Source organism: Streptomyces sp. NPDC018693 (assembly GCF_044391385.1).
Lineage (GTDB): Bacteria > Actinomycetota > Actinomycetes > Streptomycetales > Streptomycetaceae > Streptomyces.
The window spans coordinates 339,237-356,074 of the sequence record NZ_JBIRZZ010000006.1; the positions used below are offsets into that span (position 1 = coordinate 339,237).

At 71.6% G+C, this 16,838-nt stretch carries 14 protein-coding genes; 13 read left to right on the top strand and 1 reads right to left on the bottom strand.

What is annotated here, in order from left to right:
• From ACH5AC_RS19005 to ACH5AC_RS19065, 13 genes are all read left to right on the top strand, one after another.
• Complete coding sequence (locus tag ACH5AC_RS19005; RefSeq protein ID WP_398863040.1) at nt 1–981, top strand: aspartate carbamoyltransferase catalytic subunit; 981 nt, start codon at nt 1–3, stop codon at nt 979–981.
• 6 nt (nt 982–987) lie between these two features.
• Complete coding sequence (locus ACH5AC_RS19010; RefSeq protein WP_398863041.1) at nt 988–2,274, top strand: dihydroorotase; 1,287 nt, start codon at nt 988–990, stop codon at nt 2,272–2,274.
• Nucleotides 2,271–2,837, top strand: coding sequence for a hypothetical protein (locus ACH5AC_RS19015; protein WP_398863042.1), 567 nt, complete (start codon nt 2,271–2,273; stop codon nt 2,835–2,837). Before ACH5AC_RS19010 ends, ACH5AC_RS19015 begins: the two co-directional genes overlap by 4 nt.
• Nucleotides 2,834–3,991 (top strand): glutamine-hydrolyzing carbamoyl-phosphate synthase small subunit, encoded by a 1,158-nt coding sequence (carA, locus tag ACH5AC_RS19020; RefSeq protein ID WP_398863043.1) that lies wholly within the window; start codon nt 2,834–2,836, stop codon nt 3,989–3,991. Before ACH5AC_RS19015 ends, carA begins: the two co-directional genes overlap by 4 nt.
• Nucleotides 3,984–7,304 (top strand): carbamoyl-phosphate synthase large subunit, encoded by a 3,321-nt coding sequence (gene carB / locus ACH5AC_RS19025; protein ID WP_398863044.1) that lies wholly within the window; start codon nt 3,984–3,986, stop codon nt 7,302–7,304. The genes carA and carB overlap by 8 nt, the downstream gene beginning before the upstream one ends.
• Nucleotides 7,305–7,381: 77 nt before the next feature.
• Nucleotides 7,382–8,488 (top strand): quinone-dependent dihydroorotate dehydrogenase, encoded by a 1,107-nt coding sequence (locus ACH5AC_RS19030; protein ID WP_398863045.1) that lies wholly within the window; start codon nt 7,382–7,384, stop codon nt 8,486–8,488.
• A complete protein-coding gene (gene pyrF, locus ACH5AC_RS19035) occupies nt 8,485–9,330 on the top strand; it encodes an orotidine-5'-phosphate decarboxylase (RefSeq protein WP_398863046.1) in 846 nt (281 codons plus the stop codon). The genes ACH5AC_RS19030 and pyrF overlap by 4 nt, the downstream gene beginning before the upstream one ends.
• A gap of 276 nt (nt 9,331–9,606) precedes the next feature.
• Complete coding sequence (locus ACH5AC_RS19040; RefSeq protein WP_003977346.1) at nt 9,607–9,930, top strand: integration host factor; 324 nt, start codon at nt 9,607–9,609, stop codon at nt 9,928–9,930.
• A 60-nt stretch (nt 9,931–9,990) separates the two neighbouring features.
• A complete protein-coding gene (gmk, locus tag ACH5AC_RS19045) occupies nt 9,991–10,584 on the top strand; it encodes a guanylate kinase (RefSeq protein ID WP_398863047.1) in 594 nt (197 codons plus the stop codon).
• 53 nt (nt 10,585–10,637) lie between these two features.
• Nucleotides 10,638–10,910 carry a DNA-directed RNA polymerase subunit omega gene (gene rpoZ, locus ACH5AC_RS19050; RefSeq protein WP_003977348.1) on the top strand — a complete coding sequence of 91 codons (273 nt, stop codon included), beginning with the start codon at nt 10,638–10,640 and terminating at the stop codon, nt 10,908–10,910.
• Nucleotides 10,911–11,012: 102 nt separating this feature from the next.
• A complete protein-coding gene (gene coaBC / locus ACH5AC_RS19055; RefSeq protein ID WP_398863142.1) occupies nt 11,013–12,215 on the top strand; it encodes a bifunctional phosphopantothenoylcysteine decarboxylase/phosphopantothenate--cysteine ligase CoaBC in 1,203 nt (400 codons plus the stop codon).
• Between the two features lie 239 nt (nt 12,216–12,454).
• Nucleotides 12,455–13,663 carry a methionine adenosyltransferase gene (gene metK / locus ACH5AC_RS19060; protein ID WP_398863048.1) on the top strand — a complete coding sequence of 403 codons (1,209 nt, stop codon included), beginning with the start codon at nt 12,455–12,457 and terminating at the stop codon, nt 13,661–13,663.
• Nucleotides 13,664–13,773: 110 nt separating this feature from the next.
• Nucleotides 13,774–15,987 carry a primosomal protein N' gene (locus ACH5AC_RS19065; protein ID WP_398863049.1) on the top strand — a complete coding sequence of 738 codons (2,214 nt, stop codon included), beginning with the start codon at nt 13,774–13,776 and terminating at the stop codon, nt 15,985–15,987.
• Between the two features lie 279 nt (nt 15,988–16,266).
• Here ACH5AC_RS19065 and ACH5AC_RS19070 read toward each other — a convergent pair whose 3' ends face one another.
• The gene (locus ACH5AC_RS19070) at nt 16,267–16,809 is read right to left on the bottom strand and encodes a hypothetical protein (RefSeq protein ID WP_398863050.1); all 543 of its coding nucleotides are present in this window, start codon (nt 16,807–16,809) and stop codon (nt 16,267–16,269) included.
• Nucleotides 16,810–16,838: the final 29 nt, after the last annotated feature.

Consider the following 16,838-nt stretch of genomic DNA (forward strand, 5'->3'; position numbering starts at 1 on the left):
ATGCAGCGTCATCTCATCTCGGCCGCCGACCTCACCCGCGACGACGCCGTCCTGATCCTCGACACCGCCGAGGAGATGGCCCGGGTGGCCGACCGGCCCATCAAGAAGCTGCCGACCCTGCGCGGCCGCACCGTCGTCAACCTCTTCTTCGAGGACTCCACACGCACGCGTATCTCCTTCGAGGCCGCCGAGAAGCGACTGTCCGCGGACGTGATCAACTTCTCCGCCAAGGGATCCAGCGTCTCCAAGGGCGAGTCCCTGAAGGACACCGCCCAGACCCTGGAGGCCATGGGCGTCGACGCCGTCGTCATCCGGCACGGCGCCTCCGGAGCCCCCTACCGCCTGGCCAACTCCGGCTGGATCGACGCCGCCGTCATCAACGCCGGCGACGGCACCCACCAGCACCCCACCCAGGCCCTCCTGGACGCCTTCACCATGCGGCGCCGGCTGATCGGGCGGGACGCGGGGCTCGGCCAGGACCTGGCCGGCAGGCGCATCACCGTCGTCGGCGACGTGCTGCACAGCCGGGTCGCCCGCTCCAACGTCGACCTGCTGCACACCCTCGGCGCCGAGGTCACCCTCGTCGCCCCGCCCACCCTGGTTCCGGTCGGCGTCGAGAACTGGCCCTGCGAGGTCTCCTTCGACCTCGACAGCACGCTGCCCAAGTGCGACGCGGTGATGATGCTGCGCGTCCAGCGGGAGCGCATGAACGCCGCCTTCTTCCCCACCGAGCGCGAGTACTCCCGCCGCTACGGCCTCGACGCCGACCGCATGGCCAAGCTGCCCGAGCACGCCATCGTGATGCACCCCGGCCCCATGGTCCGCGGCATGGAGATCACCGCCGAGGTCGCCGACTCCGACCGCTGCACCGCCATCGAGCAGGTCGCCAACGGGGTGTCCATCCGGATGGCCGTCCTCTACCTGCTGCTCGGCGGCAACGAACCCGCCGTCACCCACGCCCGTCCCGCCGAGGAGAAGTAGGACAACATGAGCAAGATCCTGATCCGTGGTGCGAAGGTGCTGGGCGGCGAGCCGCAGGACGTCCTGATCGACGGCGCGACCATCGCCGAGGTGGGCGCCGGGCTGAGCGCCGAGGGCGCCGAGGTCGTCGAGGCCGCCGGCAAGGTGCTGCTGCCGGGCCTGGTCGACCTGCACACCCATCTGCGCGAGCCGGGCCGTGAGGACTCCGAGACGGTCCTGACGGGCACGCGCGCGGCGGCGAGCGGCGGCTTCACCGCCGTGTTCGCCATGGCCAACACCTTCCCCGTCGCCGACACCGCCGGCGTCGTCGAGCAGGTCTACCGGCTCGGCCAGGAGCACGGCTACTGCGACGTCCAGCCCATCGGCGCCGTCACCGTCGGCCTGGAGGGCAAGAAGCTCGCCGAGCTGGGCGCCATGCACGAGTCCGCGGCCGGCGTCACCGTCTTCTCCGACGACGGCAAGTGCGTCCACGACGCGGTGATCATGCGCCGGGCGCTGGAGTACGTGAAGGCGTTCGGCGGGGTCGTCGCCCAGCACGCGCAGGAGCCGCGGCTGACCGAGGGCGCCCAGATGAACGAGGGCGTCGTCTCCGCCGAGCTCGGCCTCGGGGGCTGGCCGGCGGTGGCCGAAGAATCGATCATCGCCCGGGATGTCCTGCTCGCCGACCACGTCGGCTCCCGCGTCCACATCTGCCACCTGTCGACCGCCGGGTCCGTCGAGATCGTCCGCTGGGCCAAGTCCCGCGGCATCCAGGTGACCGCCGAGGTCACCCCGCACCACCTCCTGCTCACGGACGAACTGGTCCGCAGCTACAACCCCGTCTACAAGGTCAACCCGCCGCTGCGCACCGAACGCGACGTGAGGGCGCTGCGCGAGGCCCTCGCCGACGGCACGATCGACATCGTCGCCACCGACCACGCCCCCCACCCGCACGAGGACAAGGACTGCGAGTGGGCCGCCGCCGCCATGGGCATGGTCGGCCTGGAGACGGCACTGTCAGTGGTCCAGGAGACCATGGTGGAGACGGGCCTGCTGGACTGGGCCGGGGTCGCCGACCGTATGTCCTTCAAGCCTGCCGGCATCGGGCAGGCCAAGGGCCACGGTCGTCCCGTCTCGGCTGGTGAGCCCGCCAACCTCACGCTCGTCGACACGGCATACCGTGGCCAGGTGGACCCCGCGGGCTTCGCCTCGCGCAGCCGCAACACTCCGTACGAGGGGCGTGAGCTGCCGGGCCGTGTGACGCACACGTGGCTCCGGGGCAAGGCCACGCTCGTCGACGGGAAGCTCACGTGACATCTGCTGTACTCCTGCTGGCGGCCGAGAAGGAATCGGCCGAAGTGACCGACTGGGCGGCCCGGCTCGGCTGGGTCGTCGGTCTCGCCCTGTTCGTCGCCCTCGTCTACTGGCTGATGCGCGAGGGCTGGAAATGGCGCGGCACGCTCCAGAGCGACCTGCCGGAGCTGCCCGCCTCGCCGAGCGAGCCCGGTCCGGCGAAACTGAGCCTGACCGGCCGCTACCACGGCTCCACCACCGCCGGGCAGTGGCTGGACCGCATCGTGGCGCACGGCCTGGGCACCCGCAGCCGGGCCGAGCTCACCCTGACGGACGCGGGACTGGTCGTCGAGCGCCCCGGCGCGACCGACTTCTTCGTCCCGGCCGACGCCCTGCGGGAGGCCCGGCTCGACAAGGGCATCGCCGGCAAGGTCCTCACCGAGGGCGGACTGCTCGTGGTGACCTGGGCACACGGCGACAAGCTGATCGACTCCGGGTTCCGCTCGGACCACGCGGCCGAGCACAACGCGTGGGTCGACGTCATTAACTCCATGATCAACACTAGGGAAGGCGCCGAACGATGACGACCTCCACCAGGGGAGCCGAAAAGGTTCCCGCCGTACTCGTCCTGGAGGACGGCCGGATCTTCCGCGGCCGTGCCTACGGGGCCGTGGGGGAGACCTTCGGCGAAGCGGTGTTCTCCACCGGCATGACCGGCTACCAGGAGACCCTCACCGACCCGTCGTACGACCGCCAGATCGTCGTCGCCACCGCCCCCCAGATCGGCAACACCGGCTGGAACGACGAGGACGACGAGTCGAGCCGCATCTGGGTCTCCGGCTACGTCGTGCGCGACCCCGCGCGCGTGCCGTCCAACTGGCGGGCCAAGCGCTCCCTGGACGACGAACTGGTCCGCCAGAGCATCGTCGGCATCTCCGGCATCGACACCCGCGCCCTCACCCGCCACCTGCGTGAGCGCGGCTCCATGCGCGCCGGCATCTTCTCCGGCGAGGCGATCACCGCCGAGACCGAGCTCCTCGCGCGCGTGCAGGCCCAGCCCCACATGAAGGGTGCGAGCCTCTACGAGGAGGTCGCGACCCAGGAGGCGTACGTCGTCCCGGCGATCGGCGAGAAGAAGTTCACCGTCGCCGCCATCGACCTCGGCATCAAGGGCATGACCCCGCACCGCATGGCCGAGCGCGGCATCGAGGTGCACGTCCTGCCCGCCACGGCCACCGAGGAGGACATCTACGCCATCGACCCGGACGGTGTGTTCTTCTCCAACGGCCCCGGCGACCCGGCCACCGCCGACGGCCCGGTCGCCCTGATGACCGCCGTCCTGAAGCGGAAGACGCCGCTGTTCGGCATCTGCTTCGGCAACCAGATCCTCGGGCGCGCCCTCGGCTTCGGCACCTACAAGCTGAAGTACGGCCACCGCGGCATCAACCAGCCGGTCCAGGACCGCACGACCGGCAAGGTCGAGGTCACCGCCCACAACCACGGCTTCGCCGTGGACGCGCCGCTCGACAAGGTCACCGAGACGCCCTTCGGCCGCGTCGAGGTCTCCCACGTCTGCCTCAACGACGACGTCGTGGAGGGGCTCCAGCTGCTCGACCAGCCGGGCTTCTCCGTCCAGTACCACCCCGAAGCGGCAGCCGGCCCGCACGACGCCGCCTACCTGTTCGACCGCTTCACGTCTTTGATGAGCACAGTCCTGATGGAGGGCCAGCGTGCCTAAGCGCACCGATATCCAGTCCGTCCTGGTCATCGGCTCCGGCCCGATCGTCATCGGCCAGGCCGCCGAGTTCGACTACTCCGGCACCCAGGCGTGCCGCGTCCTCAAGGCCGAGGGCCTGCGCGTCATCCTGGTCAACTCCAACCCGGCGACGATCATGACCGACCCGGAGATCGCCGACGCCACCTACGTCGAGCCGATCACCCCGGACTTCGTCGAGAAGATCATCGCCAAGGAGCGCCCCGACGCCCTGCTGCCCACCCTGGGCGGCCAGACGGCCCTGAACACCGCCATCTCGCTGCACGAGAACGGCGTCCTGGCCAAGTACGGCGTGGAGCTGATCGGCGCCAACGTCGAGGCGATCCACAAGGGCGAGGACCGCGACCAGTTCAAGGAGGTCGTGGAGGAGGTCCGCCGCAAGACCGGCCACGGCGAGTCCGCGCGCTCGGTCATCTGCCACACCATGGACGAGGTGCTCGCCGGAGTCGAGCAGCTCGGCGGCGGCTACCCGGTCGTCGTCCGCCCGTCCTTCACCATGGGCGGCGCCGGCTCCGGCTTCGCCCACGACGAGGACGAGCTGCGCCGCATCGCCGGCCAGGGCCTCGCCCTCTCCCCGACCACCGAGGTGCTCCTGGAGGAGTCCATCCTCGGCTGGAAGGAGTACGAACTGGAGCTGATGCGCGACAAGCACGACAACGTCGTGGTCGTCTGCTCCATCGAGAACTTCGACCCCATGGGCGTGCACACCGGCGACTCCATCACCGTCGCCCCCGCCATGACCCTGACCGACCGCGAGTACCAGACCCTGCGCGACATCGGCATCGCGGTCATCCGCGAGGTCGGCGTCGACACCGGCGGCTGCAACATCCAGTTCGCGGTCAACCCCGTCGACGGCCGGGTCATCGTCATCGAGATGAACCCGCGCGTGTCGCGGTCCTCCGCGCTGGCCTCCAAGGCGACCGGCTTCCCGATCGCCAAGATCGCCGCCAAGCTCGCCGTCGGCTACACCCTCGACGAGATCCCGAACGACATCACCCAGGAGACCCCGGCCTCCTTCGAGCCCACGCTCGACTACGTGGTCGTCAAGGCACCCCGGTTCGCCTTCGAGAAGTTCCCGCAGGCCGACTCCACTCTGACCACCACCATGAAGTCGGTCGGCGAGGCCATGGCCATCGGCCGCAACTTCACCGAGGCGTTCCAGAAGGCGCTGCGCTCCCTGGAGAAGAAGGGCAGCCAGTTCACCTTCGTCGGCGAGCCCGGCTCCGCGGGAAACAAGGCCGAGCTGCTGCGAGAGGCCGTGCGGCCCACCGACGGCCGGATCAACGCCGTCATGCAGGCCATCCGCGCGGGCGCCACGCCCGAGGAGGTCTTCGAGGCCACGAAGATCGACCCGTGGTTCGTCGACCAGCTCTTCCTGATCAAGGAGATCGCGGACGAGATCGCGGCAGCCGCCGAGCTGACGCCCGAGCTGCTCGCCGAGGCCAAGCGGCACGGCTTCTCCGACCAGCAGATCGCCGAGATCCGCGGCCTGCGCGAGGACGTGGTCCGCGAGGTGCGGCACGCCCTGGGCATCCGCCCCGTCTACAAGACGGTGGACACCTGCGCCGCCGAGTTCGCCGCGCGGACGCCGTACTTCTACTCGTCCTACGACGAGGAGAGCGAGGTCGCGCCCCGCGAGAAGCCGGCCGTCATCATCCTGGGCTCCGGACCCAACCGCATCGGCCAGGGCATCGAGTTCGACTACTCCTGCGTCCACGCCTCCTTCGCGCTGTCCGACGCCGGGTACGAGACCGTGATGGTCAACTGCAACCCGGAGACCGTCTCCACCGACTACGACACCTCCGACCGGCTGTACTTCGAGCCGCTGACCCTGGAGGACGTGCTGGAGATCGTCCACGCGGAGGCGCAGGCCGGCCCGATCGCCGGCGTGGTCGTGCAGCTCGGCGGGCAGACCCCGCTGGGCCTCGCCCAGGCCCTCAAGGACAACGGCGTGCCGGTCGTCGGCACCTCGCCCGAGGCCATCCACGCGGCCGAGGACCGTGGCGCCTTCGGCCGGGTCCTCAAGGAGGCCGGCCTGCCCGCCCCCAAGCACGGCACCGCCACGACCTTCGCCGAGGCCAAGGAGATCGCCGACGAGATCGGCTACCCGGTCCTCGTCCGCCCGTCGTACGTCCTCGGCGGCCGCGGCATGGAGATCGTCTACGACGAGACCCGTCTGGCCTCCTACATCGCCGAGTCGACCGAGATCAGCCCCACCCGGCCGGTGCTCGTCGACCGCTTCCTGGACGACGCCATCGAGATCGACGTCGACGCGCTGTACGACGGCGAGGAGCTCTACCTCGGCGGCGTCATGGAGCACATCGAGGAGGCCGGCATCCACTCCGGCGACTCGGCGTGCGCCCTGCCCCCCATCACCCTGGGCGGCTTCGACATCAAGCGCCTGCGCGCCTCCACCGAGGCCATCGCCAAGGGCGTCGGAGTGCGCGGCCTGATCAACATCCAGTTCGCGATGGCCGGCGACATCCTCTACGTCCTGGAGGCCAACCCGCGCGCGTCCCGCACGGTCCCCTTCACATCGAAGGCGACCGCGGTGCCGCTCGCCAAGGCCGCCGCCCGGATCTCCCTGGGCGCGACCATCGCCCAGCTCCGCGAGGAGGGCCTGCTGCCCGCCCACGGCGACGGCGGCGAGCTGCCCCTGGACGCGCCGATCTCCGTCAAGGAGGCGGTCATGCCCTGGAGCCGCTTCCGGGACACCTCCGGGCGCGGCGTCGACACCGTCCTCGGCCCGGAGATGCGCTCCACCGGCGAGGTCATGGGCATCGACTCCGTCTTCGGCACGGCCTACGCCAAGTCGCAGGCCGGTGCCTACGGCGCCCTGCCGACCAAGGGCCGCGCCTTCATCTCGGTCGCCAACCGCGACAAGCGGTCGATGATCTTCCCGGCGCGGGAGCTGGTCGCCCACGGCTTCGAGCTCCTGGCCACCTCGGGCACGGCGGAGGTGCTCAAGCGCAACGGCCTGCACGCCACCGTCGTGCGCAAGCAGTCCGAGGGCACCGGCCCGGGCGGTGAGAAGACCATCGTCCAGCTCATCCACGACGGCGAGGTCGACCTCATCGTCAACACCCCGTACGGCACCGGCGGCCGCCTCGACGGCTACGAGATCCGTACGGCGGCCGTGGCGCGCTCGGTGCCGTGCCTGACGACGGTCCAGGCGCTCGCCGCCGCCGTCCAGGGCATCGACGCGCTCAACCGCGGGGACGTGGGCGTCCGTTCGCTCCAGGAACACGCGGAACACCTGACCGCGGCCCGCGACTAGCAGCCCTGAGGGGGACACCGGAAACGGTGTCCCCCTCTTCATGAGGCTCACTTCATGAGGCTTACGAGGACACCTACATGTACAAGCTTTTCTTCCGTCTGGTCTTCACACGGATGGACCCGGAGCAGGCCCATCACCTCGCCTTCCGCTGGATCCGCCTCGCCGTCCGCATCCCCGTGCTGCGCACGTTCGTCGCGGCCGCGCTCGCACCCCGCCACAAGGAACTGCGCACCGAGGCGTTCGGGCTGCGCATGCACGGCCCCTTCGGGCTCGCCGCCGGCTTCGACAAGAACGCCGTCGCGATCGACGGGATGTCGATGCTGGGCTTCGACCATGTCGAGATCGGCACGGTCACCGGCGAGCCGCAGCCCGGCAACCCCAGGAAGCGGCTGTTCCGCCTGGTCGCAGACCGGGCGCTGATCAACCGCATGGGCTTCAACAACGAGGGCTCACTGGCCGTCGCCGCGCGCCTGGCCTCCCGTACGCCCGTCTTCAGGACCGTCGTCGGCGTCAACATCGGCAAGACCAAGGCCGTACCGGAGGCGGAGGCCGTCGCGGACTACGTGAAGTCGGCCGAGCGGCTGGCGCCGTACGCCGACTACCTGGTCGTGAACGTGTCGTCGCCGAACACGCCCGGCCTGCGCAACCTGCAGGCCACCGAGGCGCTGCGGCCCCTGCTGGGCGCAGTCCGCGAGGCCGCGGACCGCACGGTCACCACCCGCCGGGTCCCGCTCCTCGTCAAGATCGCCCCCGATCTGGCCGACGAGGACATCGACGCCGTCGCCGACCTGGCCGTGGAACTCGGTCTGGACGGGATCATCGCCACCAACACCACCATCGCACGCGAGGGACTCGGTCTGACCTGCGAGCCCTCCCTGGTGAAGGAGGCCGGCGGACTGTCCGGCGCCCCGCTCAAGGCGCGCTCCCTGGAGGTGCTGCGCCGCCTCTACGCGCGCGTGGGCGACCGCATCACCCTGGTGGGCGTCGGCGGCATCGAGAACGCCGAGGACGCCTGGCAGCGCATCCTGGCGGGCGCCACGCTGGTCCAGGGCTACAGCGCCTTCGTCTACGAGGGCCCCTTCTGGGGCCGTGCGATCCACAAGGGCCTCGCCGCGCGCCTGCGCAGCAGCCCGTACGCGACCCTCGCCGACGCGGTCGGCGCCGACGTGAGGAGGACGGCATGACCGCTCTGGAACCCTTCGGCGCACGGCTGCGGCGCGCCATGGACGAGCGCGGCCCGCTGTGCGTGGGCATCGATCCGCACGCCTCCCTGCTCGCCGAGTGGGGCCTGGACGACGACGTGGCCGGTCTGGAGCGGTTCAGCCGCACGGTCGTGGAGGCGATGGCCGACCGGGTCGCCGTGCTCAAGCCGCAGAGCGCCTTCTTCGAGCGGTTCGGCTCGCGGGGCGTCGCCGTCCTGGAGAGGACGGTGGCGGAGGCCCGGGCGGCCGGTGCGCTGGTCGTGATGGACGCCAAGCGCGGCGACATCGGCTCGACCATGGCCGCGTACGCGGAGTCCTTCCTGCGCGAGGGCGCCCCGCTGTTCTCGGACGCGCTGACGGTCTCCCCGTACCTCGGTTACGGCTCCCTGTCGCCGGCGGTGGCGCTGGCGCGGGAGAGCGGCGCCGGGCTGTTCGTGCTGGCGCTGACGTCCAACCCGGAGGGCGGCGAGGTGCAGCACGCGGTGCGGGCGGACGGCCGGAACGTGGGCGCGACCATGCTGGGGCACCTGGCCGCCGAGAACGCGGGGGAGGAGCCCCTGGGGTCCTTCGGCGCGGTCGTGGGCGCGACGCTGGGTGACCTGTCGTTGTACGACCTCGACATCAACGGTCCCCTCCTCGCGCCCGGTATCGGCGCCCAGGGGGCGACGGGGGGCGACCTTCCCCGGGTCTTCGGGGGGGCCGTGCGCAATGTGGTGCCGAACGTCAGCCGCGGGGTGTTGCGCCACGGTCCCGACGTGGTCGCGCTGCGTGACGCCGCGGAGCGGTTCGCGGAGGAGATCAGGGCCGCGGTGGCGTCGGCCTGAGGGGGATCGGCCGCTCGTTCGGGTCGGCGGACGGGCGGCCTGGGGCGACTTGAGTCTGAATACATTCTCAAATCGAGGGCATTATGTCCTAAATGTCCGGCCTGGCGGAGGCTGACCAGGACTTTTCCTCTGTTCTCGCTGACTCTGGCGAACTTGACCGCTAGTCTCCGACGTGTGTGAGCGGGCGAGCGTGTTGCTCGTGGCTCCCCAGGTGTGGGGCGACTAGGTTCCTCACCGGTCCGTATCCGACAGTTCGACATCCGAGGTGACGTAGGCGTGGCTCTTCCGCCCCTTACCCCCGAACAGCGCGCAGCCGCGCTCGAAAAGGCCGCCGCGGCTCGCCGGGAGCGGGCCGAGGTCAAGAATCGACTCAAGCACTCCGGCGCCTCCCTGCACGAGGTCATCAAGCAGGGCCAGGAGAACGACGTCATCGGCAAGATGAAGGTCTCCGCCCTGCTCGAGTCCCTTCCGGGCGTGGGCAAGGTCCGCGCCAAGCAGATCATGGAGCGGCTCGGCATCTCCGAGAGCCGCCGCGTGCGCGGCCTCGGCTCCAACCAGATCGCTTCCCTGGAGCGTGAGTTCGGCAGCACCGGTTCCTGACTCCGGACACTGCCGGGAAGGGAGTCCCGGGCACTCCGGGATTGCTGGAATAATCGCTGCATGGCTGCAACATTCCGGGGGACGACCCCCGAGCCCCCGGACGTACGTCCGCGGCTGACCGTGCTCTCCGGCCCCTCCGGGGTCGGCAAGAGCACGGTCGTCGCCCATATGCGCAAGGAACACCCCGAGGTCTGGCTCTCGGTGTCGGCGACGACCCGCAAGCCCCGCCCCGGCGAGAAGCACGGAGTCCACTACTTCTTCGTCACCGACGACGAGATGGACAAGCTGATCGCCAACGGCGATCTGCTGGAGTGGGCCGAGTTCGCCGGCAACCGCTACGGCACGCCCCGCGCGGCCGTGCTGGAGCGGCTGGAGGCCGGTGAACCGGTCCTGCTGGAGATCGACCTCCAGGGCGCCCGGCAGGTCCGCGAGTCCATGCCGGAGGCCCAGCTGGTGTTCCTGGCTCCTCCCTCCTGGGAGGAGCTGGTGCGCAGACTCACCGGGCGGGGCACCGAGCCGCCCGAGGTCATCGAGCGCCGGCTGGACGCGGCCAAGACCGAACTGGCGGCCGAGCCGGAGTTCGACCAGACCCTGGTCAACACCTCCGTCGAGGATGTGGCGCGTGAGCTGCTAGCCTTGATGGATGTCGTGTGATCGCCAGCATGTGATCGCGACCTGATCTTTTCCCATCCATCGGAAGGTAGAGCGTGTCCTCTTCCATCTCCGCGCCCGAGGGCATCATCAACCCGCCGATCGACGAGCTCCTCGAGGCCACCGACTCGAAGTACAGCCTCGTGATCTACGCGGCCAAGCGGGCCCGCCAGATCAACGCGTACTACTCGCAGCTCGGCGAGGGCCTCCTCGAGTACGTCGGTCCGCTCGTCGACACCCACGTCCACGAGAAGCCGCTCTCGATCGCCCTCCGCGAGATCAACGCGGGTCTGCTGACGTCCGAGGCCATCGAGGGCCCCGCGCAGTAATACGATCGGCTCGCAGTAGGTTTTTCCACAGGCCCGGCAGCGCGACTGCCGGGCCTGTGGTGTCTCATGGAGTCGTACGTTTTCCGAGGCCGGGGAGAGATGGTGGACAAGCCGAAGGTCGTACTGGGGGTCAGCGGTGGCATCGCCGCCTACAAGGCGTGCGAACTGCTCAGAAGGCTGACGGAGTCGGGACACGACGTCCGTGTCGTGCCCACCGCCGCCGCGCTCCACTTCGTCGGCGAGGCCACCTGGTCCGCCCTGTCCGGCAACCCCGTCTCGACCGAGGTCTGGGACGACGTCCACGAGGTCCCGCACGTGCGCATCGGCCAGCACGCCGACCTGGTCGTCGTGGCCCCGGCGACCGCCGACCTGCTCGCCAAGGCCGCCCACGGCCTCGCCGACGACCTGCTGACCAACACCCTGCTCACCGCCCGCTGCCCGGTCGTCTTCGCCCCCGCGATGCACACCGAGATGTGGGAGCACCCGGCCACCCAGGAGAACGTGGCGACGCTGCGCCGCCGGGGCGCCGTCGTCATCGAACCGGCGGTCGGCCGTCTCACCGGCGTCGACACCGGCAAGGGCCGGCTGCCCGACCCGGCCGAGATCTTCGAGGTCTGCCGCCGGGTCCTGGCCCGGGGTGTGCGCGAGCCCGACCTCCTCGGCCGGCATGTCGTGGTCAGCGCCGGCGGCACCCGCGAGCCCCTCGACCCGGTGCGCTTCCTCGGCAACCGCTCCTCCGGCAAGCAGGGTTACGCTCTCGCCCGCACCGCCGCCGCCCGGGGCGCCCGGGTGACGCTGATCGCGGCCAACACCGGCCTGCCCGACCCGGCGGGTGTCGACGTGATCCAGGTCGGCACCGCGGTGCAGCTGCGCGAAGCCGTCCTCAAGGCCGCCCCCGACGCCGACGCGGTGGTCATGGCCGCCGCGGTCGCCGACTTCCGCCCGGCGGCGTACGCGGCCGGGAAGATCAAGAAAAAGGACGGCCAGGAACCGGACCCCATCGTTCTGGTGCGGAATCCGGACATCCTCGCGGAGATCTCCGCCGACCGCGCCCGCCCCGACCAGGTGGTCGTGGGCTTCGCCGCGGAGACCGACGACGTCCTCGCCAACGGCCGGCTCAAGCTGGAGCGCAAGGGATGCGACCTGCTGGTGGTCAACGAGGTGGGGGAGCGCAAGACCTTCGGCGCCGAGGAGAACGAGGCGGTCGTGCTGGGCGCCGACGGCAGTGAGACCCCCGTCCCGCACGGCCCGAAGGAGGCCCTGGCCGAAACCGTATGGGACCTGGTGGCGCAACGCCTCGGGTGACAGTTTCATGCGACTTCGAGGATCTCTCCAGTCTCGCCGGATTCGGCGTGGCGCCCCTGGCCAACGGCACACGGCATTGGGCAGAATGCCCGTGCCGCAGGTCACAGCGCTCCCGAGAGGCGAGACAGGGGGTCCGCGGTCGAGCGCGACCGATAAACTGTTCCCGGACGACGCCGGGCGCAGCCTCCGTCGCGTCCGTCAATGATCAGCCAGCAGCCGCTGCAACCACAGGGAGCGTTGTGTCCCGTCGCCTGTTCACCTCGGAGTCCGTGACCGAGGGTCACCCCGACAAGATCGCTGACCAGATCAGCGACACGATTCTCGACGCGCTTCTGCGTGAGGACCCGACCTCCCGGGTCGCCGTCGAGACGCTGATCACGACCGGCCTGGTGCATGTGGCCGGTGAGGTCACGACCAAGGCGTACGCGGACATCGCGACGCTGGTGCGCAACAAGGTCCTCGAGATCGGCTACGACTCCTCGAAGAAGGGCTTCGACGGCGCCTCCTGCGGTGTGTCGGTGTCCATCGGCGCGCAGTCCCCGGACATCGCGCAGGGCGTCGACACGGCGTACGAGACCCGCGTCGAGGGCGATGACGACGAGCTCGACAAGCAGGGCGCGGGCGACCAGGGCCTGATGTTCGGCTACGCCACCGACGAGACGCCGACCCTGATGCCGCTGCCGATCTTCCTGGCGCACCGTCTGTCCAAGCGCCTGTCGGACGTCCGCAAGAACGGCACGATCCCCTACCTGCGCCCCGACGGCAAGACCCAGGTCACCATCGAGTACGACGGCGACAAGGCGATCCGCCTCGACACGGTCGTGGTCTCCTCGCAGCACGCGAGCGACATCGACCTGGACTCGCTGCTGGCCCCCGACATCCGTGAGTTCGTCGTGGAGCCGGAGCTGAAGGCGCTGCTGGACGACGGCATCAAGCTCGACACCGAGGGCTACCGCCTGCTGGTCAACCCGACCGGCCGCTTCGAGATCGGCGGCCCGATGGGCGACGCCGGCCTCACCGGCCGCAAGATCATCATCGACACCTACGGTGGCATGGCCCGCCACGGCGGCGGCGCCTTCTCCGGCAAGGACCCGTCCAAGGTCGACCGTTCCGCCGCCTACGCGATGCGCTGGGTCGCGAAGAACGTCGTCGCCGCGGGTCTGGCCGCCCGCTGCGAGGTCCAGGTCGCCTATGCGATCGGCAAGGCCGAGCCCGTCGGACTGTTCGTGGAGACCTTCGGCACCGCCAAGGTCGACACCGACAAGATCGAGAAGGCCATCGACGAGGTCTTCGACCTCCGCCCGGCCGCGATCATCCGCGACCTCGACCTCCTCCGTCCGATCTACTCCCAGACGGCTGCCTACGGCCACTTCGGCCGCGAGCTGCCCGACTTCACCTGGGAGCGCACGGACCGCGTGGACGCCCTGCGCCAGGCGGCGGGCCTGTAGCCCCGGCCGACCCGTCACGAGGCCCGGTTCCCTTCGGGGGCCGGGCCTCGCTGTTCCCCCAGCTCGGCGGCGGACGGCCGCTGTCAGTGGGGTTTGGTAAGAATGCAAGCGTGAGCAGCGAGGACGGGATCGGTCAGGGTGGTGCGCAGGGGGCGCCGCCCGAGCAGCTCGCGTTGATCCGGGAGAGCCTGCGCAAGGCCAAGGTCCCGCGGGCCAAACCGCGGACATGGCGGGGGGCCGCACTGGCGGAGCGGTTGCCGGTGGCCCGGGTGCTGGTCGACAAGGGGGTGCTGCATCTCGACCGGTACTTCGACTACGCGGTGCCCGCCGAGCTCGACGCGGACGCCCAGCCGGGGGTGCGGGTGCGGGTGCGCTTCGGGGCCGGGCGGCACCGGGTGCGGGAGGGCCGGCGTGAGGGCGGGGGGCTGATCGACGGGTTCGTGGTGGAGAGGGTCGCCGAGAGCGACTACTCCGGGCCGCTCGCGGCGCTCGCCCAGGTCGTGTCGCCCGAGCCGGTGCTGAGCCCCGAACTGCTGCGGCTCGCCCGGGCCGTCGCCGACCGGTACGCCGGGAGCCTCGCCGATGTGCTGCAGCTCGCCGTGCCGCCGCGCAACGCCCGAGCCGAGCAGCGGCCCTCGCCGCAGCCCCTGCCGCCGCCGGCGGCACCGGAGACGGGGTCCTGGGCCCGGTACGAGCACGGGGGCGCGTTCCTGGAGTCGCTCACCTCGGGCGGCTCGCCGCGGGCCGTGTGGCAGGCGCTGCCCGGGCCACGGTGGAGCGAGGAGCTGGCCCGGACCGTCGCCGCGACGCTGGCCTCAGGACGCGGCGCGCTCGTCGTCGTACCGGACGGGCGGGCCGCTGCGCGGGTCGACGCGGCGCTGACCGCGCTGCTGGGGGCGGGACGGCATGCGCTGCTGACCGCCGACGCCGGGCCCGAGAAGCGGTACCGGGAATGGCTCGCCGTCCGGCGCGGGTCGGTGCGGGCCGTGGTCGGGACCCGGGCCGCGATGTTCGCGCCGGTGCGGGATCTGGGGCTCGTCGCCATCTGGGACGACGGGGACGACAGCCACAGCGAACAGCACGCGCCCCAGCCGCACGCGCGGGACGTGCTGCTGTTGCGGGCCGCGCAGGACAAGTGCGCGTTCCTGGTGGGCGGCTGGAGCTGCACCGTCGAGGCCGCCCAGCTCGTGGAGAGCGGATGGGCACGGCCGCTGGTCGCCGGGCGGGAGCAGGTCCGCCGGGCCGCTCCACTCGTACGGACCGTCGGCGACCAGGATCTCGCCCGGGACGAGGCGGCCCGGGCGGCGCGGCTGCCGACCCTCGCCTGGCAGGTGGTCCGGGAGGGACTGCGGCACGGGCCGGTGCTGGTGCAGGTGCCCCGGCGCGGGTATGTGCCGCGGATGGCCTGTGCACAGTGCCGGGCGGCCGCCCGCTGCCGGCACTGCTCCGGGCCGTTGGAGGCACGCGACGGCGGCGCCCTGTGGTGCGGCTGGTGCGGGCGTGAGGAGCCCGGCTGGCACTGCCCGGAGTGCGGGTCCTTCCGGCTGCGGGCCCAGGTGGTGGGCGCCCGCAGAACCGCCGAGGAGCTGGGGCGGGCCTTCCCGGCCGTGCCGGTGCGGACCTCGGGCCGGGAGCAGGTGCTGGACACCGTGCCCGGCACGCCCGCGCTGGTCGTGAGCACGCCCGGGGCCGAACCCGTCGCCGAGGGAGGGTACGCGGCCGCCCTGCTGCTGGACGGCTGGGCCATGCTCGGCAGGCCCGACCTGCGGGCCGGGGAGGACGCGCTGCGCCGGTGGATCGCGGCCGCTGCGCTCGTACGGCCGCAGGAGGCCGGTGGGACCGTGGTGGCGCTGGCCGAGCCGACGCTGCGGCCGGTGCAGGCGCTGGTGCGGTGGGATCCCGTGGGCCATGCGGTGCGGGAACTCGCGGAGCGGGCCGAGCTGGGCTTTCCGCCGGTGTCGCGGATGGCGGCCGTGTCGGGGACCGGGGAGGCGGTCGCCGCGTTCCTCGGTGCCGTGGAGCTGCCGCCGGAGGCGGAGGTGCTCGGGCCGGTGCCGGTGCCGGTCACTCCGGTCGGGCGACCTCGGCGGCCTGGGGGGCCGCCGCCCGGAGAGCAGTGGGAGCGGGCGTTGATCCGGGTGCCGCCGGGTCGCGGCGCGGCGCTGGCGACCGCGCTGAAGGCGGCGCAGGCGACGCGGACGGCCCGGGGAAGTGCGGGAGACGGCGGTCGCGGGGGCGCGGGCAGCCGTGGCGGCGCGGGTGCGGGGGCCGGTGGAGAGGACGCGCGGGTGTGGGTGCGGATCGATCCGCCTGATATCGGGTGAGGGGCGCGTGTGGGGGAGCGGGTGCCGGGTGGGTCTCGCGGAGCCGGTGACGCGGGGGTCGGGGGGACTTGTGCCGTCGCCGCCCTCCAGGCGATGAAGGGTCCGTCGCTGCGCAGCAGTGCGTCCCGCAGGTCCTTGCACAGCCGCCCCCCGGAACGGTCGTGGACCTTGGCGAGCACCTGCGCGGCGACGGCAGCAGCGCGCCGACCGCTCGCGGAGCGACTGGCACGGGTCTGCCCTCCCGGTGGGGGCGGGAGGGCAGACCCGTGCTGTGGCGTGTCAGCCGTTGCGTGGGCCGGGCAGGGCCGTTGGTCTCACCTCGTCGCGCAGGGCAGGACTGCCCGCGGTCGGCTGGGTCGGCATCGAGCGGGCCGCGGGGACCGTCGGGACCGGGGAGATGCCGGCGCCCACGTTGACCGGGTGGGTGCCGGACGACTCCGAAGCGCGGTCGGTCTCGGCGGCCGCCTGGGCCGCGGCGCGTCGCGTGCCGTAACGGCGGTGCACCGCCTGCTTGGTGACACCCAGGGCCGAGCCCACCGCGTCCCAGGAGAAGCCGAGCGAACGGTCGAAGTCGACCGCCGCGGTGACCAGGGTTTCGACGCTGTCCCGAAGCTCCTGGGCGAGGCGGACCGTGGGGGCGGGGGCGCGTCCGTAGACGACGAAGCCCGTGGACGGGCCGGAGCGGCGCGGGCGGTAGACGTTGCCCAGTTGGGCGGTCAGGGTGCGCAGTGCGTCCACCTGCCGGCGGACCCGCTCGATGTCCCGCACCAGCAAGTGCAGGCTGGCCCGGGCCTGGGCGTCGTGGGTTGCGTGGTCGGCCATGAACAAGCCTCTCGAACCGGCGTTAAGAG

Bases quoted from the DNA above. Each gene is read 5' to 3' on its own strand.
- carA (WP_398863043.1), top strand. From the start codon at position 2,834: ATGACGACCTCCACCAGGGGAGCCGAAAAGGTTCCCGCCGTACTCGTC.
- ACH5AC_RS19010 (WP_398863041.1), top strand. From the start codon at position 988: ATGAGCAAGATCCTGATCCGTGGTGCGAAGGTGCTGGGCGGCGAGCCG.
- pyrF (WP_398863046.1), top strand. From the start codon at position 8,485: ATGACCGCTCTGGAACCCTTCGGCGCACGGCTGCGGCGCGCCATGGAC.
- ACH5AC_RS19070 (WP_398863050.1), bottom strand. From the start codon at position 16,809: ATGGCCGACCACGCAACCCACGACGCCCAGGCCCGGGCCAGCCTGCAC.
- ACH5AC_RS19005 (WP_398863040.1), top strand. From the start codon at position 1: ATGCAGCGTCATCTCATCTCGGCCGCCGACCTCACCCGCGACGACGCC.
- ACH5AC_RS19030 (WP_398863045.1), top strand. From the start codon at position 7,382: ATGTACAAGCTTTTCTTCCGTCTGGTCTTCACACGGATGGACCCGGAG.
- gmk (WP_398863047.1), top strand. From the start codon at position 9,991: ATGGCTGCAACATTCCGGGGGACGACCCCCGAGCCCCCGGACGTACGT.